Here is a 24,379-nt window from a genome sequence, read left to right as displayed (position 1 = left end):
TGTGGCGGGCAGCCCGACAAACCCGCCGTAGGAGCTATGCTTGCATGGCGAACCGTCTGCCATCGCAAGTCAATTCGCCATGCAAGCATAGCTCCTACGGGGATAATGCAGGCACTAGAAAACGGAGACAGGCATGCTGGAAGGCGCACTATTTATCAGCTATCTGCTGCTCAGCCTGGCGCTGCTGTGCGCCCTGGTGCGGCTGGTACGCGGCCCCACCCTGCCCGACCGAGTGGTGGCGCTGGAGCTGATGGCCTCGCTCACCGTGGCCTTTATCGGCGTCTACGCCCTGAGCAACGATCGCACCGCCTTTCTGGATGTGGCCATGGTGCTGGCACTCACCGCCTTCCTCACCGCCGTGGGCTTTGCCCGTTATCTGGAGAAAGGAGGCCACCGAGGTGATCAATGACCTGCTGGTATCGGTGATGCTGGTCGCCGGTACGTTCTTCATGTTCCTGGCCGGCATCGGTGTACTGCGCATGCCAGACCTGCTGATGCGCATGCACGCCACCACCAAGGCCGGCACTCTGGGCGCCGGGCTGGTGATGCTGGCCGTGGCCACGCATTTCCTGGATGCCGGCGTCACCGCCCGCACCCTGGCCATCATCCTGTTCATCTTGCTCACCGCCCCGGTGGCCGCCCACGCCATCGGCCGCGCCGCCTACTTTGTCGGCGTGCCCCTGTGGGACAAAATGCTCAAGGACGACCTGAAACACCGCTACGACCCGGACACCCACATCCTGGGCAACCCGGACGACGACAAACACCCCTGACGCCGCCCCTCCCTCTCCGTAGGAGCGGCGCTTGAGCCGCGAACCGGAGCCCAGGCCACGGAATCCCCCACAGGGCGATCCAGAACGGGTTCGCGGCTCAAGCGCCGCTCCTACAGATTGGCCCCCGCCCTGCCGAAAGCGCCCTTTTCCGCTACACTCTCCCCATCATTCCGTCAGCAGAAGTCGAGCCTCATGTCCGCAGCCGAAAAACCCATCATCCTGGTCGATGGTTCCTCCTACCTGTACCGCGCCTTTCACGCCCTGCCGCCGCTTACCACCTCCAGCGGCCAGCCCACCGGGGCGGTGCGCGGTGTCACCTCCATGCTGCGCAAACTGATCAAGGACTACGACCCGCAATACATGGCGGTGATCTTCGACGCCAAGGGCAAGACCTTCCGCGACGAACTGTTTGAAGAGTACAAATCCAACCGCCCACCCATGCCCGACGACCTGCGCGCACAGGTGCAACCCCTGCACGACCTGATCCGTGCCATGGGCCTGCCGCTGATCATCGAAGACGGCGTGGAAGCGGACGACGTGATCGGTACCTTCGCGCGCATCTTCCACCAGCAGGGCAAGCCGGTGCTGATCTCCACCGGCGACAAGGACATGGCCCAGCTGGTCACCGACAAGGTCACCCTGATCAACACCATGAACAACGCCCTCTACGACATCGAGGGCGTGAAACAGAAATTCGGCGTGGGCCCGGAACTGATCATCGATTTCCTCGCCCTGATGGGCGACAAGGTGGACAACATCCCCGGCGTCCCCGGCGTGGGCGAGAAAACCGCCCTGGGCCTGATCCAGGGCCTCGGTTCCCTGGAAGACATCTACGCCAATCTGGACAAGGTCGCCGAGCTCAGCTTCCGCGGTGCCAAGACCATGGCCAAGAAGCTGGAAGAGCACAAAGAGATGGCCTTCCTCTCCTACCAGCTGGCCACCATCAAGCTGGACTGTGAACTCAGCGAAGACCTCAACGATCTCAAACTCGGTGAACCGGACAACGAATCCCTGGCCCGCTATTACCAGGAGCTGGAGTTCAAGGGCTGGTTGTCCGAAGTGCTTTCCGGTGCCGACGCCAGCGTGGTGGCCGCCGCCGAGGAAGCCGGCAACGGTAACGACGCGCCCCGCTCCGGCATCAGCCGCGACGCCTACGACATCGTCTACAGCGAAGCCATGCTGGATAAATGGCTGCATAAACTGAAAGACGCTGGCGAGTTTGCCTTCGACACGGAAACCACCAGCCTCAACTACATGAACGCCGAACTGGTGGGCTTCGCTGTGGCCGTCAGCGACAAGGCCGCCTATATCCCCTTCGGCCATAACTACCCCGGCGCCCCGGACCAGCTCGACAAGCAGCTGGTGATGGACAAGTTCAAGCCGCTGCTCGAAGACGACACCCTCCGCAAGATCGGCCAGAACCTGAAATATGACATGAGCGTGCTCGCCGAAGACGCCGGCATCACCCTGCGCGGCGTAGCCTTCGACACCATGCTGGAATCCTACGTGCTCGATTCCGTGGCCACCCGCCACGACATGGATTCCCTGTCGCTCAAGTACCTGGGCCGCAAGACCATCAGCTTTGAAGAAATCGCCGGCAAGGGCGCCAAGCAGCTCACCTTCAACCAGGTGGGCCTGCACGAAGCCAGCCGCTACGCCGCCGAAGATGCCGACGTGACCCTGCGCCTGCACCAGACCCTGTGGCCCAAGCTGGAAAAAGAGGGCCGCCTGCCCGAAGTATTCCGCGACATCGAGTTGCCCCTGGTCACCGTGCTCAGCCGCATCGAGCGCAACGGCACCTACGTGGACGCCACCCTGCTCAAGCACCAGAGCCAGTTCCTGGCCAAACGCATGGCCGAACTGCAGGAAAAGGCCTACGAGATCGCCGGCCAGGAATTCAACCTGAGCAGCCCCAAGCAGCTCGGTGAAATCCTCTACCAGAAGCTGGAAATCCCGGTCATCAAGAAGACCCCCAAGGGCGCGCCTTCCACGGCAGAACCCGTGTTGCAGGAACTGGCCCTGGAATACCCCCTGCCCCAGGTAATCATGGATTACCGCGGCGTGGCCAAACTGAAGAACACCTACACCGACAAACTGCCGGAGCTGATCAACCAGCGCACCGGCCGCGTGCACACCTCCTACCACCAGGCAGTGGCCGCCACCGGGCGTTTGTCTTCCAGTGATCCGAACCTGCAGAACATCCCGGTGCGCTCCGAAGAAGGCCGCAAGATTCGCCAGGCCTTCCTGGCCCCCAAAGGCAGAAAGATCGTTGCCTGCGATTACTCCCAGATCGAACTGCGCATCATGGCCCATCTGTCAGGGGATAAAGGCCTCACTGACGCCTTCGAAAAAGGCCTGGATATCCACCGCGCCACCGCCGCCGAAGTGTGGGGCAAAAGCCTGGACGAGGTGAGCGACAACGACCGCCGCAACGCCAAGGCCATCAACTTCGGCCTGATCTACGGCATGAGCGCCTTTGGCCTCGCCAAACAGCTCGGCCTGCCCCGCAAGGAAGCCCAGGACTACATCGACCTCTACTTCGAACGCTACCCAGGCGTAAAACGCTACATGGAAGAAACCCGCGCCCAGGCCTCCGAGCAAGGCTACGTGGAAACCCTGTTCGGCCGCCGCCTCTACCTGCCGGAAATCCGCAGCAGCAACGGCCAACGCCGCCAGGCCGCCGAACGCACCGCCATCAACGCCCCCATGCAGGGCACCGCGGCGGACATCATCAAGAAGGCCATGATCAAGGTCCACGACTGGCTCGACACCACCCACTTCGACGCCAAGATGATCATGCAGGTACACGATGAACTGGTGTTTGAAGTGGCGGAAAATCAGGTGGACGATCTGGTCAAGGAAGTGAAGGCTCGCATGGAGTCAGCGGCGGAGTTGAAGGTGCCATTGATTGTGGATGCGGGGGTTGGGGAGAATTGGGAAGAGGCTCATTGAGTGCATTCCCCCAGTCTTCCCTTAAAAAATCCAGAAGGTTTAGGTAATGGATTACGCTATAATTATCATTCCAATTTTTTTAGCTCTTCTCATATCCATCTTAATCCCTTCTCTCAACAAAGGAGCTAGGGCAAGACACGCCCTTCTTATCGACGAAAAGGCCCTTCATACTCAAGGCCTTTTTTGGCTTTCCCTACTAACACCGATATTCCTAGGGACAACCTTGGCCGTACATGCTTCTTATGAATACGATTTCAAACTAGGCCCAGAAGAATATGACTTTTTCATAAGAAACAACAAGCTTTCTCTAATTATAATTGGCGCCATGATTCCAGCCACAGCTGTCGTATCAAGCATACACAGAACGATTCAGGCAGCCGCACAAATCACAGAATCAGAAAAGAAAAATATTTCCGACTCTTACTATACTCATTTCAGATTCTATATTGATTACTTCAAATCTCTAAGGAATGATAAAAACTCAAAAGAAATAAATTGCAGCTACAGCATAGACCCAGGAACCTTTCGTTTTCTTTACCCAGATTCTAGCCCACACCAAGGAATAGGAAGCTACTCTCAATCCTATCTAGGATGCATAAAAGACGATTTATTGTCAGCAAGAAAAAATCTTTGTATTGCACTAACATCGAAAGACAAAGATGAAATACAAAGAAGCTATGTGGCCGCTTCCGATCATCTAAATGCTGCAGCAAACCTCATGACACTTGATGTAGAAATATCCAACAATTACGCCTTAGATCTAAGCTCAGAATCATTCATAGACAGTACCCCAAGGACACTTTTTTGTGCTAAAAAAACAAAAAAAATAATCCCCACTTATCGTTTCTTAAGGCAGAGCTACTTCAATATTGCATTATTTTGCGGGCACCCACTGTCTTCCTATAAAGTTCCAGACCCTAAAAGCTTTGAATGGCAGATAGATTACGACCCGGATTGCTTTTCAGACGAACGTGGGCAATTGATTGAAAGTTCGATAATGAGCAAAATTAAATCTGCACAACCAATTCAAACTTATTAATAGCAAAAATTGTACTGGAGCCGGAGCAACGCAATAGGGGACACGCATAACTTACCAGAGCGGCACTCCGCAGGAACCAGCCTCTTGCAGTCCCCGGCTGGCCTTCCTGATTCATACGTGCCCCTGCCCTGCTCCAGCTGCTAAGGTTCGCTCACCACAACAAACCCACAGAACAAGAATGCCACCAGCCCCGCGACTCACCACCCGCTCCCGTGCATGGCTGGCCAGGAGAAAACATCACCTGGCCTTTCGCCTGATCCTGCTGTTTGTCGCCCTGCGTCTGCGCTGGCTGGCATGGCGCGACCCGGCTTTTCGCAAGGAACTGCAACGGCGAAACATCATGATGGTGTGGCGCACCCATGACGGGCGTATCGCTCGCTGGTTTCATTTCGGCCCCAATCGCGTTCGCAGCGGCTCCGGCCTGCGCGACCGTTGCCATATTTCCGTGAGCTTCAGGGATGCCGACTATGGGGCAACGACTCTAATCCAGCTGCTGGACGATCAGCGGCTGTTTTTTGTCGGCATGCGTCAGGGAAAGATCAGGCTCAACGGCAATATCAAGGGACTACTCTGGTTCAAAACCGTCTCTGAATACCTGGTCCCGGGCGGCGTACAGATATGGCGACCGCGAACCAAGGCCCGGCGGGAAGACAGGGGCGCGCAGTAACTAGACAATCACAACGGGGGAAGTGGGAGTATCGCGCGATAGCCGGGAAGCTATCGCGCACAGGCTCACGGGGGTCAGGCCTCCCATTTCCCATAATCCTGCAGCGGAAAAAGGGACACGCAAAAACCTCCGAAGCAGACCGAAAACACGGTTACCCCAGATGACATCCGAAAGGAAGAGTAGTGGCGCGATACCAAGAAACTATCGCGCACCGAAAATCAGTGGCAGTGATATGGTTTTTTCCCTGCATGACAACCGTTGGCGTCAGTACCGCCGGAGTGAGCCAGTGCGGTGCCAGAGACCATCATAATCAGAGCAATAGCGGCCATTACCTTCTTCATAGTCATTACCTTCCCTTGGTTTATTATCCAACCATACTGCCTCTCACAACCATCAAGGACAATAACTGACCAGAATGTCAGCCTTTTGCTGTTTACTAGAAAGGAAAAGGGGCAGCCACTTAGGGAAAACGACTAATCAGGCCCTGAGCTAACCCGCTACGAACCACCAAGCTAAAGCCCCTGACACTCGCCACCTTTAGCCAACCGCATCCAGCTGCCAAGGTTCATCAACCATAACGTGCCTGCCGAATAATAATGACACCACCTTCCTTATCCAGGGCTTACTCTGCTGCGCGGCAACGGCTTGCCAGAATGAAACACAACATGGGTTTCTGGCTGATCATGCTGTTTGTCAGCTTGCGCCTGCGTTGGTTGGCCTGGCGCAATCCGGTCTTTCGCAGGGCGCTGCAACGACGCAATACCCTGATGCTGTGGCGCACCCATGACGGCCGCATCGCTCGCTGGTTTCATTTCACCGAAAATCGCGTCCGCAGCGGCCCCGGCCTGCGTGACCGATGCCATGTTACCGTGAGCTTTCACGATGCGGAGTACGGGACAGCAACGCTGATCCAGTTACTGAAAAACCAGCGCGTCTTTGTCACCGGCATGCGCCAGCGGAAGATCCGGCTCAGCGGCAACCCCAAGGGGCTGATCTGGTTTATGAATGTGGTGGCCGGGCATTTGATTCCCGGTGGCGTGCAGTTGTGGCGCAAGCCGAGCAGGCCACAGGGAACGGTGAAACCCAGGCGCAGAGACCAAGGTTAGCTGAAAGGAACAACGTGATAGCGGAGAACCCCACTTAGTGAGCTCCCCGATCAGTCTTGATGGTGAATAGACAAGGCAACGTCCGTGCCGATACGCCTCTGACTAGCCAACACACGGCATTTTCTGATCACAGCAAAGATGCCGCGCCATGCAGGTACTCGTTACTGCGCGTACTCGTCCCCCAGCTCCATCATCAATCTGGATGCCAGATACAGTCTGGGTACGATGGAATCGATTTCGATGTATTCATTTTTGGCGTGGTAGCCCCAGCCGGCCAGGCCCAGGCTCTCCAGCACAGCCGGGTTGCCGGAGCGGCCGGCATAGCCGGCGTCGGTGCCGCCAAAGGTGCGCGGGATCAAGATCAGCTTGCGGCCATCCAGTTCGCCATAGATCGCCTGCGCCTTGCGCGCCAGGGCGATGCCTTTTTCGCCCGCCATATAAGGTGGACGGCCCGGCTCCAGGCGCACACTCACTTGCGTATCCGGCACAAGCTGGCTCTCACTGACTTTTTCATTCAGCGCTGCCAGCAATCGTTCACCGGCTTCCTCGCTGAATATTCGCACATCACCGGAGGCTTGCGCGTCAGCCGGAATCTGGTTGCGCTTGAGCCCGGCATGGGCGGTGGTCCAGTTCAGTTGGGCGTCGTCCATATCATCCGCGACTTTTTCAGTCTGCAGTAGCTGGTGAGACAGCTCCAGCAATGCATTGCGGCCCTGATCCGGGGCGGAGCCGGCATGAGCGGCTCGCCCTTCTACCGTCATTACAGCCTGCCCCGTGCCCGCCGCCCCGAGCAGCACACCGTCAGCGCCCAGCATCGCCCTGGCCGGGCTGGGCTCAAACGACAGCACCACATCCTGGCTGGCCCCTTCGTCGGCGATGATCTCACCGGAGCCGGTGGAGCCGATTTCTTCGTCCGGGTTAAACAGCACGGTGATCTGCTCGTAATTCTGCCAGCCCTGCTTTCTGAGAATATCCAGGGCATGCAAAATCACCGCGATGCCACCCTTGTCGTCCGCCACGCCCGGACCATAGAGACGATTGCCTTCGCGATATAGCGGCTCGCTTTCCAGAATTCCTTTGGCATACACCGTATCGGTATGGGCAATCAGCATGATGCGCAGAGCGCCATTGCCACTCAGTGTGCCTTTGATGATATCCGCGGTGCCGGTGGTGGTTTTGATGCGGGAGACCTTTGCATCCAGCTTGCGTAATCGCTTCTCCACGTAGTCCGCCATCCTGGCCACCCCCGGCAGATCATCAGAGCCGGATTCGATCAGCACCATGTCTTCAAGCGACTGAATCACGCCGGCCTCCTGCTTCTGGGCCACCTCAAGCAGACTGTCGGCAGAGGGGGAAGAATCCGAACACCCCATGCAAACCAGACTTGCCAGGCCAATAAACAGAAAGCGCTTCATTCCTTTCATCTCAATGCCTCTTCCTTGCCATTCCAGGCGCGAGCCCGCCTGCTGAGTGAGTCCTGCGTAGTAAATCAGCGTAATTCTGGCAGCACCAAGGTTACGTCAATGTCCCGGCTCTATTCCGGAGGCTCATCCAGGGCGCTGCCATCAAGGGGACGCAGAGAAGGCAGACGACAGCATCAGGCATTCAACGCCTACTTCCCGTAATGCGCCCGAACCGGCCCAGACAGTTTGCCAGGGTGCTTCGGGGTGGCGCTGGCGAAGTGGGCATAGATCTGCTGCAGATCGGCTTCCATATCGTCGCTGGGGTAAATCACCACCGGGAAGGAGAAGGTCTTCGCCTTGTAGTCCGCCAGGGCCAGGATGATCGGCACGTTGGCCTGCTTGGCGATGTGGTAGAAGCCCAGCTTCCATTGCTCGGCGTTGCTGCGGGTGCCTTCCGGGGTGACGGCGATCAGTAGCTTGTCGCGCTGGCGGAATTGCGCCACGGTCTGCTCGACCATGCCACCCGCCTTGCCGCGTTCAATGGGCATGGCGCCGAGCTTGCGCAGCAGCCAGCCCAGTGGGCCCTTGAACAGGCTGTGCTTGATCATCACGTTCACGTCCTGCTGCAAGGCAGAGCGGCTCACCAGGGCCAGCACACCATCCCAGTTGGAGGTATGCGGGCCGCCGGCGATCACGGCCCGGTCGATGTCCGGGAAGGGCCCCGCCCGCCAGCCGGTGAGGCGCAGCAGGGTCTGGGCGACCAGCTGGCCCAGGGGAACCCGGCGTTTGTGGTCATCCGTGTGGTGACTCATTAGGTGCTCCGCTGTGACAAAGCGGGAGTATATCGGATTAGCGCCCTGCTCCGGCAGCTGTCACCCGATCCGACGGTTGGTAGTGAAATTTAGCTGGACAGGGGCTGGCGACCTCTGTAACGTAACCAATAGCTAAAAAATCACGCTTGAATCAAGTACTACATTTCGCTGTTTTATTCGTATAACTCGTCCTGCAGTCCACAAGTCCAAGTTCCGTTTTTCAGCTACACAAGCCTTAACCGGCGAAACATCATTATTTTCAGGATTAGTATTATGTCTACAGTGAAAGGTACCGTTAAGTGGTTCAACGAAGCTAAAGGTTTTGGTTTTATCGAGCAGGAAGGTGGTCCGGATGTGTTCGCACATTTCAGCGCCATCACCGGCTCTGGCTTCAAGACCCTGGCCGAAGGCCAGCAAGTTGAGTTCACCATGACTCAAGGTCAGAAAGGTCCTCAGGCTGAGAACATCGTCGCTCTGTAAGCGATAGTTCCGGTAACAAAAAAGGGCGCGTCCTTCGGGACGCGCCCTTTTTTTATGTGCTTTTTCGCCTGAACCACCCCAGACCGACACCCTGTCGGAGCCATGCCTGCATGGTGACTGGGCTGACATGACTGCAACAACTCCCCACCCCCCTATCAGCTTTCCTGATGCCAGCCATAGGAAACCAGCATTCCTGTCATAAATGAGTAACGTCTATATTTTTCTGGTGCCTTGCGAGAAACAACCAAGAGGAGAGCACACCATGAGAATAAAGACTGCAACCCTGGCGGCGGCCATTGCCTTCGCCGCCTCAGCCACACTCACGGCCAGCCCCATTGGCCACCCCCATTATCAGAAAAGTCCCGCCCGCTCCCCCATGGCCAGCCCGTATTGGTGGCCGGAAACCCTGGACCTTCGCCCGCTACGTCAGCACGCTGAAAAATCCAGCCCGCTGAACCCCGACTTCAACTACGCCGACGCCTTTGCCGAGCTGGATCTGGAAGCGGTAAAAGCCGACCTGCGCAAGATGATGACCGATTCCCAGGACTGGTGGCCCGCGGACTACGGCCACTATGGCCCGCTCTTCATCCGCATGGCCTGGCACAGCGCCGGCACCTACCGGATTCATGATGGTCGCGGCGGCGCCCGTGGCGCCCAACAGCGCTTCGAGCCGCTCAACAGCTGGCCGGACAACGTGAGCCTGGACAAGGCCCGCCGCCTGCTGTGGCCGATCAAACAGAAATACGGCAACAATATCTCCTGGGCCGACCTGATGGTGCTGGCCGGCACCATTGCGATGGAAGACATGGGCTTCGAAACCTATGGCTTTGCCGGTGGCCGCGTGGATGACTGGGAAGCAGACATTACCTACTGGGGCTCGGAAACCGAATGGCTGGGCGACGAGCGCCACAGCGGTGACCGGGAGCTGGAAAAGCCTCTGGCCGCGGTTCAGATGGGCCTGATCTACGTGAATCCGGAAGGCCCCAATGGCAAGCCGGACCCACTGCTGGCCGCCGAGGACATTCGCCAAAGCTTCGGTCGCATGGCCATGAATGACGAAGAAGTGGTGGCGCTGATCGCCGGTGGCCACACTTTCGGCAAGGCCCACGGCGCCCACAAGCCGGAAAAATGCCTGGAAGCCGAACCTGCCGCTGCTGCCATTGAAGAACAGGGCTTCGGCTGGAAAAACAACTGCGGCACCGGCAAGGGTGCCGACACCATCACCAGCGGCCTGGAAGGCGCCTGGTCGGTAGACCCGGTGGCCTGGACCCACCAGTACCTGGACAACCTGTTCGGTTTCGAGTGGGTGCAGACAAAGAGCCCGGCTGGCGCCACTCAGTGGATACCCGCCGATGGCCAGGCCGCCAACCTGGTGCCTGACGCCCACATTGAAGGCAAGCGCCACGCGCCGATCATGTTCACCACTGACCTCGCCCTGAAAGAAGATCCGGCCTACCAGAAAATCGCCAAGCGCTTCCATGAAAATCCGGAAGCCTTCGAGGACGCCTTCGCCCGCGCCTGGTTCAAGCTGACCCACCGTGACATGGGGCCCCGCGAGGGCTACCTGGGCCCGGACGTCCCGTCTGAAGCCCTCAGCTGGCAGGACCCGATCCCCGAGGTGGACTACAAGCTGATTTCCGCCGGGCAGGCCGAGGATCTGAAAGCACAGATCCTGGAGTCCGACCTGACGGTACCGGCGCTGATCCGCACCGCCTGGGCGTCCGCGTCTACCTTCCGTGGTTCCGACATGCGCGGTGGCGCTAACGGCGCCCGTGTGGCCCTGGCACCGCAGAGCGACTGGCCGGTAAACAACCCGGACGAGCTGGACAAGGTATTGGCTGCCCTTGAGGAAATCCGTGCCGACTTCAATGAAGGCGGCCTGTTCCGCAGTAGCAAGGTATCCCTGGCGGACATGATCGTGCTGGGCGGCGCCGCCGCCATCGAGAAGGCCGCTGCCGATGCCGGTTACGACATCGAAGTACCGTTCACGCCGGGTCGCGCCGACACCACCCAGGAACTCACCGATGTGGATTCCTTCACGGTGCTGGAACCGAAAGCCGACGGCTTCCGTAACTACTTCAGCAAGGACAGCCACCTGGCCCCGACCGATGCACTGGTGGACAAGGCGGACCTGCTGACCCTGAGCGTGCCGGAAATGGCAGTGCTGGTAGGCGGCATGCGCACCCTGGGCGCCAATGCCGACGGCAGCAACCACGGCGTGTTCACCGACAAGCCGGGCACCTTGAGCAACGACTTCTTCGTCAACCTGCTGGACATGTCCACGAAATGGCAGCCGTCCGCAGAGAATGAAGGGTTGTATGTAGGCATGGATCGCCAGAGCGGCGAACAGAAATGGACCGCCACCCCGGTGGACCTGATCTTTGGCTCCAATGCAGAACTGCGTGCGGTGGCCGAGTACTACGCACTCAACGATAACGATGACGTGTTCGTGCAGGACTTTGTCGACGCCTGGACCAAGGTCATGAACCTGGACCGCGTACGCTTCTGATCCTGCCCTGCAACGCCGGCAGGCTCACAAGGCCGCGCCGGCACCCAGAACCCGACGGCGGCGCCACAAGCACCGCCGTTTTTTTGTGTTATCCCGCCCCGCGCTTTCTCAAAAACTCCTGCAGCATGCTGTAACTCAACCCCCAGATGCAGTAGCCCTGATACCGACAACAGGGAAACGTCATTTTCCCCACCGGCGTGCGGATCTGCAGCGTGGAACGGTGTGCCGGATTGCTCAGGTAATCGAGGGGAATCCAGATGCCTTGTTGTGCTTCATGGTTGAGCGAAACCCTGTGGTCGCCCTGCCAGGCAAACACATGAGGCGTCACCACCATGGGACTCCAGCGGCTGTGGTGGCGGGTGAGCAGATCCGACAACCGCGCCTGATACTCGCCCTGGCGAAACAGATCCAGCCCGGTTTCCTCCAGGGTTTCGCGCATGGCGGTGTGGCGGCTGGAGGTATCGCTGCGCTCCAGGCGTCCGCCGGGAAAGGCCATGTCGCCGGACCAGGGGTCGCCATCGCGGCGGGCCCGCTGAATAAAGAACAGCTCCCCATCACGCGAACGGGGCCCGCGGTAGATCAGCGCCACCGAGGCACGGGTAACGTGGCGCCGGAACGGCAACTTTTGCGGGCGATATTTTTGTAGCCAGCTCAGGGATGGCATGACGGCTCACGGTAGCAATAACTCCACGTAGAATACCATCAGGATCAAACATCTGCCGTTGGAGCCTTGTTCACAAGGCGAATGATCCGGCATCAATCAAACCCCTTTCGCCTTGTGAACAAGGCTCCAACAAAAAAAACGGTGCGCTGTTTCCAGCGCACCGTTTTGACTGACAAGCGATGGATCACTGCTTCAGATCAAAACGATCCAGGTCCATCACCTTGGTCCAGGCGGCCACGAAGTCGTTGACCAGTTTCTCCTGACCATCGGCACAGGCATACACTTCGGCCAGGGCCCGCAGGACTGAGTTGGAACCGAATACCAGATCCACCCGGGTTCCGGTCCACTTCACCTTGCCGCTGTCGCGGTCACGACCTTCGAACGCTTCTTCATCGCTGGAGGTAGCTTTCCACTCCGTCCCCATGTCGAGCAGGTTGACGAAGAAGTCGTTACTCAAGGTGCCCGGCTTGTCGGTGAACACACCGTGCTGGCTACCGTCATGGTTGACGCCCAATACGCGCAGACCACCCACCAGTGCCGTCATCTCCGGCGCAGTCAGGGTGAGCAATTGCGCCCGATCCACCAGCAGGTGTTCCGCACCGATGCTGAACGGGCCTTTCTGGTAGTTGCGGAAACCATCCGCCGCCGGCTCCATGGGCTCGAAGGACGCCACATCGGTCTGCTCCTCGCTGGCATCGGTCCGCCCCGGAGTGAACGGCACGGTGATGGCCTGCCCGGCATCCTTGGCGGCTTTCTCGATACCGACACCGCCGGCCAGTACGATCAGATCTGCCAACGACACCTTCTTGCTGCCGCTATTGAAGTCGCTCTGGATGCCTTCCAGGGTCTTCAGCACCTTGGCCAGCTGCTGTGGCTGGTTTACCTCCCAGTCCTTCTGCGGGGCCAGACGAAGACGGGCACCATTGGCGCCGCCACGCTTGTCGCCACCCCGGAAGGTGGAAGCAGACGCCCAGGCAGTGGATACCAGCTCAGCCACGGACAGGCCGGACTCCAGGATCTTGCTTTTGAGAGCAGCAATGTCCTGGTCGTTGACCAGCTCATGATCCACGGGCGGCACCGGGTCCTGCCAGATCAACTCTTCCTTGGGCACTTCCGGGCCCAGGTAGCGATCACGGGGGCCCATGTCACGGTGAGTCAGTTTGAACCAGGCACGGGCAAACACGTCGGCGAATTCCTCAGGGTTCTCATAAAAGCGCCGAGAAATCTTTTCGTAGTCCGGATCAAAACGCAGCGACAAGTCCGTAGTCAGCATCATCGGCTTGTGCTTTTTGCTCTTGTCCTGGGCGTAAGGAATAACCTCATCTGCGTTCTTGGCTACCCACTGCTTGGCACCCGCCGGGCTGGTGGTCAGCTCCCACTCATAGCCAAACAGGTTTTCGAAGAAGTAGTTGCTCCACTGGGTAGGCGTCTGGCTCCAGGTCACTTCCGGGCCGCCACCCATGGTGTCGTCGCCCTTGCCGGTGCCCACCGGGTTGCGCCAGCCCATGCCCTGTTCCGCCAGGCTTGCCGCTTCCGGGTCGGGACCGATTTTTTCCGGGTCGCCCGCACCGTGAGCCTTGCCGAAGGTGTGACCACCGGCGATCAGCGCGACGGTTTCCTCATCGTCCATGGCCATACGCGCAAAGGTTTCGCGGATGTCATGGGCCGCGGCCTTCGGGTCCGGGTTGCCGTCCGGGCCTTCCGGGTTCACGTAGATCAAGCCCATCTGTACCGCGGCCAGCGGGTTTTCCAGGTCGCGCTTACCGGAATAGCGCTTGTCGCCATCCAGCCAGCCCTGCTCGGCACCCCAGTAGACGTCGTTGTCCGGTTCCCAGGTATCTTCACGGCCGCCGGCAAAACCAAAGGTCTTGAAACCCATGGATTCCAGCGCCACGTTACCGGCCAGAATCATCAGGTCGGCCCAGGAAATCTTGCTGCCGTACTTCTGCTTGATCGGCCACAGCAGGCGACGGGCCTTGTCCAGGTTCACGTTGTCCGGCCAGCTATTCAACGGCGCAAAACGCTGCTGACCCCGGCCGCCGCCGCCACGACCATCACCGATGCGGTAAGTACCAGCACTGTGCCAGGCCATGCGAACAAAAAGACCACCATAGTGACCGAAATCCGCCGGCCACCAGTCCTGAGAGTCGGTCATGAGCGCATCCAGATCTTTCTTCACCGCAGCGAGATCAAGACTGTTGAATGCCTTGGCGTAATCAAAACCTTCATCCATGGGATTGGACTTGGCGGAATGCTGATTGAGAAGGTCCAGACGCAGCTGGTTGGGCCACCAATCCTGGTTGGTCGTCCCCCCACCTGCTGCGTGGTTAATCGGACATTTACTCTCTGTCATAGCGCTCTCCTTCCTTGTAGGTGGGTTCGGCGTATTTGTTACTCTGTTGTAGTCCTTTTGATGCCGGATTGGCCAGTTTAGTTTGCCAAATGAGGTGATAGTTTTTATTAAAAACGAACGCAAGTGCGTCAATACAGGCTTTCCCCGGCTAACGTTCCCGCATTAGATGCGCCATTCAGCACTTACACAAATAGTGGCATATCGATTAAAATGGCAGTTGGACTACAAAAAAGGGGAAAGGAACCAATGAAAAAACAATACCTGCTTGCCATGACCGGCGCGCTTTCAATTGCCGCCCTGTCAACACCTGCCATGGCTGAGACCGGCCCTGGCGGGTTTTACGCTGGCGCAACGCTCGGTTACCAGACCACGGATATGGACTGGAAAACCAACCTAACACTAGCCCCCAACGGTAGTGTTATCGCTCCCTCATCAGACACCACCGAATCACTGGATGATTCCAATGCCAGCTATGGCCTCTTTACTGGCTATAACTGGGTGGTTGGTCAGGGGAAATGGGTGCTGGGCGCGGAATTCTCCGCGGTGCAGACTGATGCCAGTGACGAGATCCGCAATCGTATCCCCGGGCTGGGAGACCCCAACTCCAACCCGACCAGTTTTTCTGAAGTCGAGACTGACGACTTGGCGCTGGGCCTTAGCCTTCGCGGCGGGTACATGCTGCATGACAACACCATGGTGTACAGCAGCCTTGGCGTATCCCAGCTTGAAGTCGAAACGACCAGCACCTGCCCGGCCGACACCAACGTTTGCAACCCGTCTGATGGATTTCAACGTTTCAGTGATGACGAACGCATGGACGGCTGGACACTAGGTATTGGGGCGGAACATTTCCTCTCTGATAACCTGGTTCTGAGAGCAGAATATCGTTACACCGATTATGGCGATTTCGACTTTACTGCCATTCCCGCCCAAAGCGGTTCAAGTTTAGGAGCAGACGCGACAATTGAAGTCGTCCGGCAAACCCTTGAGCTTGGTGCCGCTTACAAGTTCTAAACCTCTCCTCGCTGCTTTCTAGCAGCGGTATGGGCCCCTCCAGCAATCAGGACGGGGCCCATCTTTTCTGCCTTCCCTGATTTCGCACATAGTCAGAGCACCTTTGCTATGCTGCCAATATCGTATTGGCACAGGGATCCCCCATGGAATCGACCACGCCCAACCAGCCCCAGCGCCTCGGTGAAACCACGCGCATGCTGTGGAACGCCCGTGGCCGCTACAAGCGGGTACTGGCCACTGCCGCCAGCCTGCAGAAAGTGGTGTGGAAACATCGCAAGGTGCTGGGCAGTGGCGATGAGCAGGCGCTGCAGCCTCTTCATGAGGATGTGGCAGCCAGCCTGGCCACCCTGTTTCGCGACAACGGCGGCGCCTGGATCAAGTTTGCCCAGTTTCTCAGTTGCCGCCCGGACCTGTTGCCTGCGCCCTATATCGACGCCTTTTCCCACCTCCGGGAAAACGCGCCGAAAGCCCATTTCGATGACATCCAGCCCTGGCTGAAAGCCCAGCTTGGCCATGACTGGGCGGACTCTTTCAGCGCCTTCAATATCATCCCCATGGCCGCGGCTTCCATCGCCCAGGTACATAACGCCACCCTGAAATCCGGCGCCGAAGTGGCCGTGAAACTGCAGCAACCCCGGGTCAGCCAAGAGTTCTCCGAAGATGCCGCCGCGCTGCGATTGCTGGCCAAGGCGCTGAAACCACTGCTGCGCGAAGTGGATGTGGAGCAGATCATCAACCAGTTGATTACCACCACCGAACGGGAGCTGGATTTCCGACTGGAAATGACACACATGCAGGATTTCAGCGAACTGCCACACCTGCCGGGCATCAAGGTGCCGCGGGTCTATCCGACCCTGTGCAGTGCGCAGATGCTGGTAACGGAGTGGATCGAGGGGAAGAGTCTTTCCACATTGTTGCGTGAGGACGAAGAGCAGGCCAGGCCGCTGCTGGAGCGTTTACAGGCCAGCATGATGCAGCAGGTGCTGGAGTTCGGTCTGTTCCATGCAGACCCACACCCGGGCAACTTTATCGTCACCCCGGACGGCGATCTGGCGGTACTGGATTTTGGTGCCGTGGAATACGTGGCCGCCGAGGATCGCCAGCACTACACCGCCTTGTTGATGCGCTTGCTGGGCATGGGCGACGGGCCACTGCTACCCCTGTTCGAAGCCGCCGGCTTTGGCGGGCTCACCGAGGAGCGGCTGGAAAAACTGTCGGCAGCACTGGTCTCTGCCCGCCAGGATACCGATGCCACCCTGGCGGATAATCTGCGCACCCTGCTGGATGAATTCCGTCGCCTGCGCTTGGTGATGCCGGACTCTTTCGTGGCTATGGTGCGGGTGCTGATCACCGTGGGCGGTCTGATGACCCGCTACCAAATTCCGTTTTCCTGGGGTGGTTTTGGTGCTCGTTAAACCGATCGCTGCGATGCAGTTCGCCTGAGGCGAACTGCACCGAAAACGGCGCCAGTCGTTACTTGATCATCTTCTTGAGCATGTTCACCTTGTCCTTGTAAGGCGCGTAGCGGAACTTGATATCGAACAGGGTGGTGGCCTTGAGGATGCTGCGCTTGTGGGAGAAAGCATCGAATGAATTCTTGCCGTGATAGGCCCCCATGCCGCTTTCACCCACGCCGCCAAATGGCAGGTTGGGATTGGCCACATGCATGACCGTGTTGTTGATACAGCCGCCACCGAACTGGGTGTTGTCCAGCACCTGGCGCTCCACCTGATCGCTACTGGTAAACAAATATAACGCCAGCGGATGTTCTGGCAGTTTCTTCAGGTTGACGATCAGCTCTTCCAGGGTGGAGTAGGTCAGCATGGGTAACACCGGGCCGAAGATTTCCTCCTGCATGATCGCATCATCCATGGAGACATCTTTCAGAAGGGTCGGCGCGATGTAACGCTGCCCCGCATCGGTCTGACCACCCACCAGCACCTTGGCCTTGTCGATCAGTGCGGCCACCCGATCGAAATGCCGATCGTTGATCATGCGGCCCAGGTCCGGGTTCTGGCTCGGTTCATCACCGTAAAACTCGCGCAGGGTCTCCACCATTTCCTTTGCAAAGGCATCGCGGATATCCGCATGGACATGAACATGATCCGGCGCGATACACGTCTGTCCCACGTTGAGCATCTTGCCGGAGAGAATACGCCGGGCCGCCACTTTCAGGTTGGCGTCCTTGTGTACGATGGTGGGGCTCTTGCCGCCCAGTTCCAGGGTCACCTTGGTAAGATGCTTCGCGGCGGCCGCCATCACGATACGGCCGACACGGGGGCTGCCGGTAAAGAAGATATGATCGAAGCGTTCTTCAAGCAACGCATTGGTCACTTCGGTGCTGCCCTTGAATACCGCCACGTATTCATCGCTGAAGCACTCCTTCATCATCTTCTCGATCACATTCGCCACGGTGGGATTCAGTGACGATGGCTTGAGAATGGCCGTGTTACCGGCAGCGATGGAACCGATCAGAGGCTGAACCAGCAACAGGAAGGGGTAGTTATAGGGACCGAGCAAAAAGGTCACCCCTTGTGGTGTGGACTCGATGCGGCTACGGCCGGGCTGGGCCCACATTGATGTGCCCACTTTTTTCGGCTTCATCCAGCTTTTCAGATGTTTCAGGGTGTGCTTGAGATCTTCGATGGCGGTGCTGATCTCGATATAGGCCTCGAATGGCGGGCGGCCAATATCCGCCTTGAGCGCATCCTGAATTTCTTCCTGATATTTCACGATGGCGTCTTTCAATTTCGTAAGCTGGCGCAGCCGAAAGTCATAGCTGCGGGTGGCACCGGTTTCGAAAAACCGCCGCTGCAGCTCTACCGCCGCACCGGCCCAGCTTTGTGACTGCTTCAGGTTTTCACTGTCCAATACCGCACCCATGACTCGCCTCCTCGTTATTCGCTTAACCGCAAGGGTTGGGGAAACGAGTGTTCCATGGGTAGCGCCCCGGCTCTATACAAAGCGGGCAATCAACCTGACCAAAACAATCAGAAAGTGGCGAAAAAAGATATTTTTCCTGTCACTTAAACAAACAGGACATACATGTCCCGCTTCCATATATACCGAATGGTTTTTTTGTAGGAGCTATGCTTGCATGGCGAACCGCCGAAGGCGATCAGCGCAAACCAGTTCGCCATGCAAGCATAGCTCCAACGGAACGAGGAAACGCTACGCCAGCCAGTCCACGATGCGGTCCATGGCGGTGGTGCAGTTGCCGCAATACTGCCGCAGGAAATCATCACCGAGGGATTGTTCCGCCGGCACCGTTGCCGCCCCCGCCAGCGCCGCCTGGCCATCGAAATCCACAAACGCCTGACGCAAGGTCAGCTCCCCGGCCGGGCGGCCGAAGGCTTCCCCGGGCAGGGTGGCAACGCCGGTGTCTTCCAGCAGGGTTTCACACAGGGCGGTGCTGTCGTGAATCTCCCGCTGGTGCAAGCGCTCTGCCAACGGACTGAAATCCGGAAACAGGTAAAAGGCGCCATCGGGCATGGCAAGATCCAGCCCGGCCTGCTGATAGGCCTCCACCTGATAACGCGCCAGCCCTTTGAGAATACGCCGGGACTGAAACAGGTAGTCGTCAATGTCGGCACCGCCCTGAAAGGCTCTCACTGCCGCATGCTGAATCGGCGCCGCCACCGAGGTGTAGGTTTCGCTGGCCACGGTGGCCATGGCATCGCGCAGCCAGGACAGGTTGGGCGGAAAGGCAAAGGCACCCAAACGCCACCCGCCAGCACCACACCACTTGCTCAGGCCATCGCTGATAATGGTCCCTTCCGGGTAATAGCGAGCGATGGAGCGGTGCTGCCCGTCGTAGCGGGTGCGCCCGTAGATTTCGTCACTAAGCAGAATCAGCCGGTGATAGCGCGCCACCTCGGCGATATCACGCAGCTCGTCGTCGGTGAAGGTATAGCCATGGGGGTTGGCTGGATAGTTGAGGATCACCAGCCGGGGACGACCCGGATCACGCTGACACAGGGCATCCAGACTCTTGGCACTCAGTTTCCAGTTATTGTGTCGGTGGGTAGGCAGCCAGTGCACTCGACGGCCGATGATGCTGGCCTGGGGCGCATAGGACACCCAGCTCGGGGTGGGGATCACCAGGTCGCCGTAGTAGACCAGTTGCAGGATGAACATGAGCTCCTTGGAGCCCGGCCCGATCATGATGTCTTCGCCCCGGAAGGCCACATCGTGCTCGCGGTCCAGATGGCTGGCAATGGCCTCCTGCAGCGCCGGTAGGCCTTTGACCGGCAGATAATCCTTCTCGCCGGCAAACTCACGCAACGCCTCCACTACCGAGGGCGGCACCGGAAACGGCGACTGACCCAGCCCCAGCTTATAGACCTGCCGCCCCTGCTGACGCAGGGCATTGCTGCGCTCATTGATCGCCAGAGTGGCAGACACCCCCATGCCTCGGACATTCAGGTTGAGGTGTACATCGGGCTGAAACGGCATACGACTTCCCCACCAACAATTCTGCCTTTGACACTAGAGCACAAGGCGGAACATGGCAAAGGAGCCACAAGCAAGGACCAAGTTCCCGGGAAATGACCGTTTCCCCAGGGTTTATTGACACAGATCAATATGCGTATTGGCTATAAGTTTATAACCAATACTAGGTTACTTTCACATGCACCCTGCCGAGCCTGCCTCATGAAAAAATTGATAGCCACAGCTCTTGCTGCCGCTCTGACCAGCCCAAATGGCTTTGCCGGTGAGCCCATCACTGAGCCGAACACCTACGTTGATTTGCCCGTTCCACAATTAACCGGTTGGAGCGATATCAATATCCACACCATTGATGGCATGACCGGTGCGACTGCCAAGAGCCATGTGTATCAATCCGCTGCCGCAAAGGATGATCCTGGTGTCGACAGCGTTGCCGCTATTTACTGGGAACTGGATAACGGTAGCGGCCGCGCACCGGGCCTGCAGGTTGTAACCGATGATTTCGACTTCCCCACCAATAACTGCATCATGGCTTCCGGCGAGCTACAAAGTGAAGAGTTTGGTGTTGTACTGCCCAAGACCTGTAGTGACGAGGAGGGAAGCTCCAAACGGTATTTCTTTGAGTTGACGGAAAGTGATGTGCCGGTTGATCTGGTCTTCAATCTCGGCATCAAGGACATCCGCTACAAAGGCATCAAGGATCCTGCCACTGATGGTGGCGAGGAACTGGCTGCATTCAGAAGCACATACGATATTGGACGCATCTATCGTGTCATCCAGAAAATCATCAACAACACAGATGAACGCATCGCGAGCTTCAAATTCGAAATAGGCACCGGCCTGGGCGATGCGTTCCAGCCCCTGAACTATGAAGACGACGGTGTTTCGTTTGAAATGCGCACAATGGTACCTCGTGAGTTTCTCGAAGGGGAAACCGGCGCACCAGACATCAGGGTCTGGAACCCTCTTCGCTTTGCCACTTTTTCACCAAAAATGTTTGATGACGGTAGTCGCGACCGATTTGAGCCCGGGTTCCTGGACCATGCTGCCGCGGGCTTTCTTCCACCCCAAATTCCTGCCGCAGGTATTGAGAAAAGCTCTGTCATCGACAGCGGTCTGACCATTGTTGATGGGCGAATCGGGTCAATCACGCCGAATTACTTTGATGTATCCAGCGCCCAGGGCGTGGCCTTGCCAGGCAACATGCTGGGTTACATGCTGCCTGACTCACTGCTGCCAACTGTTATCGGGGAATATCACACCAATGATGTTGGCGGAGAGTCTGAAAAAATACACGCCATCTGGGACGGCACCAACTGGCGCTCTGGTCGCGCCGGAATAGACGGCGACCCCGCCACCACGCCGGACAACTACACCATCATTCCAGACAACCTGTTGGAGCAGTGGGCAGGACAACTTTTGGGTCTGGAACTGGGCGAAGCTCCCGGCGAACAGATAATCCGTTTTGACAGCTTCCTGAGCGATGATTTATCAGGCCTGAATACTGATATTTTCATCTTCATTGGTGAAAAACTGATGGATGAAAATGGTGAACTGAAACTGGACTCCATCACATTGCGGGTCACAGCAAACTCGGTTTCTCAGGTCATCGGTGATGTTGCCGGTACGGAATCGCCTGACTGGATGATTGACGATGACATGGATCCATCCACTCCGCTGGCAAGCAATGCTCCGAGCCTGGCCGATTATTTGCCTGGTAACGACAACACGCCTATTGCACTCAACGATGTCAGAACTACGGAAGAAAACATTACCGAAGCGATCAATGTTCTCGGCAATGATCTATTCAAGATTGCCGACATGAATGTGAGGCCTATTGAGCCTGCAGATCTTACCTCGGTGAATATCTTGTCCGCGCCTGCCAACGGCACGGCCGAGGTGTACTCTGGCTCTGATCCTGCTCTGGAAAACACCATCATCTATACCGGTGACGTGGACTTTTATGGGATCGACACTTTCGAGTACAGCATCACTGCAGTTGGCGGTAATGAGTCAAACACCGCAACCGTGACCCTTAATATCCAGGCGACTCCAATACCAGATGCGCCCATTGCCAATAATGATTTTGCAGTGACATTCCAGGAGACTCCGGTAACTCTGGATGTGCTGGCAAATGATGATATGAACAAGGGCTCCCCCATTACCATCACCGTCAGCATTAACAACCCCCCACTTAACGGTTCGGCTGTTGTGGGAACAGACAACAGCATCACCTACACACCCGGCGATGATTTCTCTGGCTCCGACAGATTCACCTATACCGTGACCGTCGATGGCAAGGTTTCAAATTCCGCCCTGATTACCATTCGTGTAGACGAACCTGTTATCGATCCTTTCGATAGCGCGTCATACATGGATTCATCCTCAAATGGCGGATCGCTGGGAGCACTGATTCTTCCTCTAGCTGGCCTGCTCTTTGTTCGACGCAGAAACAATAAAGAAAAAAGGGAACACCAGACATGTTGATATCAAGGCAACGACCATTCACTTCGCCCCCCCATTCAGGAAATGGTATATTCAACATGAAGAAAATACTGGCTTTGTTGCCTTGTATGGCTCTCATCAGCTCACCGGCATACGCAACTGGCATTGGCTCGTTGCCCAGCATCAGGGACAACGATGGCAAAGTCTCCGTCGACGTTGGCTATTACTACCAACGCAGTGACTTCGAAGGTATTGATGGCTCTCTGGCCGACAACGCCATGGAAGATATCACCCGTGACGCACCGTATTTACGCCTGAACTATCAGTTTCATCCAGGCTGGTTGGTTTCGGGAATCTATGGTTATGAGGATATCTCCAACGACCCTGACCAGGACTCCCTGGAGCTGGGATCAGACTTGAGAGACACCTTCTTTGGCATGCAACTGAAGGGGCGGCTTTATGAGTCAGAGCAATTCGATGTTGGTGCCTTTCTACAATATACCAATCATGCCGATTACGATTTTGTTGGAAGAGTTCTGACAACAGATTATGCCATTGAAGCTGACGGCCTCAGGGATTTTCTGGCCGGCACCATGCTACAAAAAAACTACCAGTCTTTTGATGTCTATGGTGGCATCTTCTACCAGGACAGCAGAGCAGACATAACCGGCACAGTTGGCACGCTAAACATCAGAGAGACCATCGACGTTAAATCCAGCATGGGAGGCATGCTCGGTGTGAACTTCCATATCCATGACAAATGGGACATCAATCTGGAATATCAGAACCGCGGTGACCATGGGATTGATATTGCGGCAACCTACCATTTCAAGAAACCCCGCCCGGAAACGGTCACAAAAATTGTCGAAGTTCCCGTGGAAGTCCCTGTGATGGTGAGCACACCGGTTATCAAGCCGGACTCCTTTGAAGGAACCGTGCATTTTCCCAAAGGCAGCGACGATATTGACAGAGAACAACGACCCCTATTCCGCAAACTGGCCCTGTTTCTTGAACAGAACCCGCAAGCCACTGTGTACATTGAGGGCCACTGTGATTGTCTCGGTCCGGAAGCCAAAAATCAGGACCTGTCCGAGCAGCGGGCAATGGCCGTCCGGAACTATCTTGTCGAGTACTATGCGATTAACCCCGATCGCATCGAGACAGCAGGCTTTGGCGAGAGCATCCCCATCGACACCAATGAAACCCCTGAAGGACGTCAAAACAATCGTCGCGTGAGAATTGTCGCCAACGTTGATGAGCCCGATACCACAGACTGAAGCCACCCAACATCAGGACGCCTGTTCAACAACTCTCCCATGCACCAGGCAGTGGTGAGGGGGAGGGGTTGGCGGCGCCTGTCTAACGTACATCCACCACCCGGCTGGCCTTGCGATATTTCACCTTCCATCCCGACCAGGCAGGCAGCTCCCACCGCTTGGGATCACCCTTTCGGCCACCACTGACATATTCGGCAATAACCTGGCGCACCGGCACCTTGTAGTGGATGCGAAGTTTCAGATCACTCAGGTTTACCCGGCGTGGATACTTGTCATCGAATCGTTCCCGTTCCCAGTCGGGTATCCCTGGAAAACGCAGGTCATCCGCCTCAAGAAGCCACCTGTCTTCCATCCGTTCCACACCCAGGCTTGCCATTTTTTTCAGCAGCCAGGCTTCTGCTTCCGGCACCTCCCCCTTACCTTCCTCCAGGGCCAC

At 57.3% G+C, this 24,379-nt stretch carries 20 protein-coding genes; 12 read left to right on the top strand and 8 right to left on the bottom strand.

Annotated features, from left to right (window positions below):
- Positions 1-133: 133 nt before the first annotated feature.
- The 5 genes from T9A_RS05925 to T9A_RS05910 all read left to right on the top strand — a co-directional run bounded on the left by T9A_RS05925 (position 134) and on the right by T9A_RS05910 (position 5,431).
- Complete coding sequence (locus T9A_RS05925) at positions 134-409, top strand: cation:proton antiporter (RefSeq protein WP_035245977.1); 276 nt, start codon at positions 134-136, stop codon at positions 407-409.
- Positions 399-773 (top strand): monovalent cation/H(+) antiporter subunit G, encoded by a 375-nt coding sequence (gene mnhG / locus T9A_RS05920; protein WP_408605293.1) that lies wholly within the window; start codon positions 399-401, stop codon positions 771-773. Before T9A_RS05925 ends, mnhG begins: the two co-directional genes overlap by 11 nt.
- A 192-nt stretch (positions 774-965) precedes the next feature.
- Positions 966-3,725: a DNA polymerase I gene (gene polA / locus T9A_RS05915; RefSeq protein WP_035245975.1), complete on the top strand. Its 2,760-nt coding sequence runs from the start codon at positions 966-968 to the stop codon at positions 3,723-3,725.
- 46 nt (positions 3,726-3,771) lie between these two features.
- A complete protein-coding gene (locus tag T9A_RS17020) occupies positions 3,772-4,764 on the top strand; it encodes a hypothetical protein (protein ID WP_156964843.1) in 993 nt (330 codons plus the stop codon).
- Positions 4,765-4,942: 178 nt separating this feature from the next.
- Positions 4,943-5,431, top strand: coding sequence for a hypothetical protein (locus tag T9A_RS05910; protein ID WP_052042537.1), 489 nt, complete (start codon positions 4,943-4,945; stop codon positions 5,429-5,431).
- Positions 5,432-5,649: 218 nt separating this feature from the next.
- Here the strand turns inward: T9A_RS05910 and T9A_RS17015 are convergent, their stop codons facing one another.
- Positions 5,650-5,736 carry a YHYH domain-containing protein gene (locus T9A_RS17015; protein WP_232222028.1) on the bottom strand — a complete coding sequence of 29 codons (87 nt, stop codon included), beginning with the start codon at positions 5,734-5,736 and terminating at the stop codon, positions 5,650-5,652.
- A 348-nt stretch (positions 5,737-6,084) separates the two neighbouring features.
- Between T9A_RS17015 and T9A_RS05905 the strand changes: the two genes are divergently transcribed.
- Positions 6,085-6,537 (top strand): hypothetical protein, encoded by a 453-nt coding sequence (locus tag T9A_RS05905; RefSeq protein WP_156964842.1) that lies wholly within the window; start codon positions 6,085-6,087, stop codon positions 6,535-6,537.
- Between the two features lie 161 nt (positions 6,538-6,698).
- Here the strand turns inward: T9A_RS05905 and T9A_RS05900 are convergent, their stop codons facing one another.
- On the bottom strand, positions 6,699-7,961 hold the full coding sequence (locus T9A_RS05900; RefSeq protein ID WP_035245973.1) for a glutamate carboxypeptidase: 1,263 nt from the start codon (positions 7,959-7,961) through the stop codon (positions 6,699-6,701).
- Between the two features lie 188 nt (positions 7,962-8,149).
- A complete protein-coding gene (locus T9A_RS05895) occupies positions 8,150-8,752 on the bottom strand; it encodes a lysophospholipid acyltransferase family protein (RefSeq protein ID WP_035245971.1) in 603 nt (200 codons plus the stop codon).
- 273 nt (positions 8,753-9,025) lie between these two features.
- On the opposite strand from T9A_RS05895, the gene T9A_RS05890 reads away from it, so the two are divergent.
- Positions 9,026-9,232: a cold-shock protein gene (locus tag T9A_RS05890; RefSeq protein WP_035245969.1), complete on the top strand. Its 207-nt coding sequence runs from the start codon at positions 9,026-9,028 to the stop codon at positions 9,230-9,232.
- 262 nt (positions 9,233-9,494) lie between these two features.
- Positions 9,495-11,741 carry a catalase/peroxidase HPI gene (katG, locus tag T9A_RS05885; protein WP_035245968.1) on the top strand — a complete coding sequence of 749 codons (2,247 nt, stop codon included), beginning with the start codon at positions 9,495-9,497 and terminating at the stop codon, positions 11,739-11,741.
- An 88-nt stretch (positions 11,742-11,829) separates the two neighbouring features.
- On the opposite strand, the gene T9A_RS05880 is transcribed toward katG (T9A_RS05885), so the two are convergent.
- Positions 11,830-12,405 carry an NUDIX hydrolase gene (locus tag T9A_RS05880; protein WP_035245967.1) on the bottom strand — a complete coding sequence of 192 codons (576 nt, stop codon included), beginning with the start codon at positions 12,403-12,405 and terminating at the stop codon, positions 11,830-11,832.
- 184 nt (positions 12,406-12,589) lie between these two features.
- The gene (gene katG, locus T9A_RS05875; protein WP_035245965.1) at positions 12,590-14,758 is read right to left on the bottom strand and encodes a catalase/peroxidase HPI; all 2,169 of its coding nucleotides are present in this window, start codon (positions 14,756-14,758) and stop codon (positions 12,590-12,592) included.
- A gap of 246 nt (positions 14,759-15,004) precedes the next feature.
- Between katG (T9A_RS05875) and T9A_RS05870 the strand changes: the two genes are divergently transcribed.
- Both T9A_RS05870 and T9A_RS05865 read left to right on the top strand, forming a co-directional pair.
- Entirely contained in the window at positions 15,005-15,772 is a 768-nt protein-coding gene (locus tag T9A_RS05870) for an outer membrane protein (protein WP_035245963.1), read from the top strand.
- A 143-nt stretch (positions 15,773-15,915) separates the two neighbouring features.
- A complete protein-coding gene (locus tag T9A_RS05865; RefSeq protein WP_052042533.1) occupies positions 15,916-17,187 on the top strand; it encodes an ABC1 kinase family protein in 1,272 nt (423 codons plus the stop codon).
- A gap of 58 nt (positions 17,188-17,245) precedes the next feature.
- On the opposite strand, the gene T9A_RS05860 is transcribed toward T9A_RS05865, so the two are convergent.
- Positions 17,246-18,655 carry an aldehyde dehydrogenase gene (locus T9A_RS05860; RefSeq protein WP_035245961.1) on the bottom strand — a complete coding sequence of 470 codons (1,410 nt, stop codon included), beginning with the start codon at positions 18,653-18,655 and terminating at the stop codon, positions 17,246-17,248.
- 288 nt (positions 18,656-18,943) lie between these two features.
- On the bottom strand, positions 18,944-20,227 hold the full coding sequence (locus T9A_RS05855; protein ID WP_035245959.1) for a pyridoxal phosphate-dependent aminotransferase: 1,284 nt from the start codon (positions 20,225-20,227) through the stop codon (positions 18,944-18,946).
- 198 nt (positions 20,228-20,425) lie between these two features.
- Between T9A_RS05855 and T9A_RS05850 the strand changes: the two genes are divergently transcribed.
- Together T9A_RS05850 and T9A_RS16575 are read left to right on the top strand one after the other, a co-directional pair.
- The gene (locus T9A_RS05850; RefSeq protein WP_052042532.1) at positions 20,426-22,708 is read left to right on the top strand and encodes a choice-of-anchor F family protein; all 2,283 of its coding nucleotides are present in this window, start codon (positions 20,426-20,428) and stop codon (positions 22,706-22,708) included.
- A gap of 56 nt (positions 22,709-22,764) precedes the next feature.
- A complete protein-coding gene (locus T9A_RS16575; RefSeq protein WP_198030623.1) occupies positions 22,765-23,943 on the top strand; it encodes an OmpA family protein in 1,179 nt (392 codons plus the stop codon).
- 82 nt (positions 23,944-24,025) lie between these two features.
- Here T9A_RS16575 and T9A_RS17165 read toward each other — a convergent pair whose 3' ends face one another.
- Positions 24,026-24,379, bottom strand: coding sequence for a hypothetical protein (locus T9A_RS17165; protein ID WP_198030622.1), 354 nt, complete (start codon positions 24,377-24,379; stop codon positions 24,026-24,028).

Origin of the sequence: Alcanivorax jadensis T9 (assembly GCF_000756655.1) — a bacterium.
Lineage (GTDB): Bacteria > Pseudomonadota > Gammaproteobacteria > Pseudomonadales > Alcanivoracaceae > Alcanivorax > Alcanivorax jadensis.
Note: the sequence above shows the minus strand (reverse complement) of the source record. Positions and strands in the feature narration are given on the sequence as shown.

What these genes read in the sequence shown, in the direction of transcription:
- T9A_RS05870 (WP_035245963.1), top strand. Translation starts at nt 15,005, where the DNA reads ATGAAAAAACAATACCTGCTTGCCATGACCGGCGCGCTTTCAATTGCC.
- katG (WP_035245965.1), bottom strand. Translation starts at nt 14,758, where the DNA reads ATGACAGAGAGTAAATGTCCGATTAACCACGCAGCAGGTGGGGGGACG.
- T9A_RS05895 (WP_035245971.1), bottom strand. Translation starts at nt 8,752, where the DNA reads ATGAGTCACCACACGGATGACCACAAACGCCGGGTTCCCCTGGGCCAG.
- T9A_RS05890 (WP_035245969.1), top strand. Translation starts at nt 9,026, where the DNA reads ATGTCTACAGTGAAAGGTACCGTTAAGTGGTTCAACGAAGCTAAAGGT.
- T9A_RS16575 (WP_198030623.1), top strand. Translation starts at nt 22,765, where the DNA reads ATGAAGAAAATACTGGCTTTGTTGCCTTGTATGGCTCTCATCAGCTCA.
- T9A_RS05905 (WP_156964842.1), top strand. Translation starts at nt 6,085, where the DNA reads ATGAAACACAACATGGGTTTCTGGCTGATCATGCTGTTTGTCAGCTTG.
- T9A_RS05850 (WP_052042532.1), top strand. Translation starts at nt 20,426, where the DNA reads ATGAAAAAATTGATAGCCACAGCTCTTGCTGCCGCTCTGACCAGCCCA.
- T9A_RS17020 (WP_156964843.1), top strand. Translation starts at nt 3,772, where the DNA reads ATGGATTACGCTATAATTATCATTCCAATTTTTTTAGCTCTTCTCATA.
- katG (WP_035245968.1), top strand. Translation starts at nt 9,495, where the DNA reads ATGAGAATAAAGACTGCAACCCTGGCGGCGGCCATTGCCTTCGCCGCC.
- T9A_RS17015 (WP_232222028.1), bottom strand. Translation starts at nt 5,736, where the DNA reads ATGGTCTCTGGCACCGCACTGGCTCACTCCGGCGGTACTGACGCCAAC.
- T9A_RS05910 (WP_052042537.1), top strand. Translation starts at nt 4,943, where the DNA reads ATGCCACCAGCCCCGCGACTCACCACCCGCTCCCGTGCATGGCTGGCC.
- T9A_RS05855 (WP_035245959.1), bottom strand. Translation starts at nt 20,227, where the DNA reads ATGCCGTTTCAGCCCGATGTACACCTCAACCTGAATGTCCGAGGCATG.
- T9A_RS05900 (WP_035245973.1), bottom strand. Translation starts at nt 7,961, where the DNA reads ATGAAAGGAATGAAGCGCTTTCTGTTTATTGGCCTGGCAAGTCTGGTT.
- T9A_RS05925 (WP_035245977.1), top strand. Translation starts at nt 134, where the DNA reads ATGCTGGAAGGCGCACTATTTATCAGCTATCTGCTGCTCAGCCTGGCG.
- T9A_RS05880 (WP_035245967.1), bottom strand. Translation starts at nt 12,405, where the DNA reads ATGCCATCCCTGAGCTGGCTACAAAAATATCGCCCGCAAAAGTTGCCG.
- polA (WP_035245975.1), top strand. Translation starts at nt 966, where the DNA reads ATGTCCGCAGCCGAAAAACCCATCATCCTGGTCGATGGTTCCTCCTAC.
- T9A_RS05865 (WP_052042533.1), top strand. Translation starts at nt 15,916, where the DNA reads ATGGAATCGACCACGCCCAACCAGCCCCAGCGCCTCGGTGAAACCACG.
- T9A_RS05860 (WP_035245961.1), bottom strand. Translation starts at nt 18,655, where the DNA reads ATGGGTGCGGTATTGGACAGTGAAAACCTGAAGCAGTCACAAAGCTGG.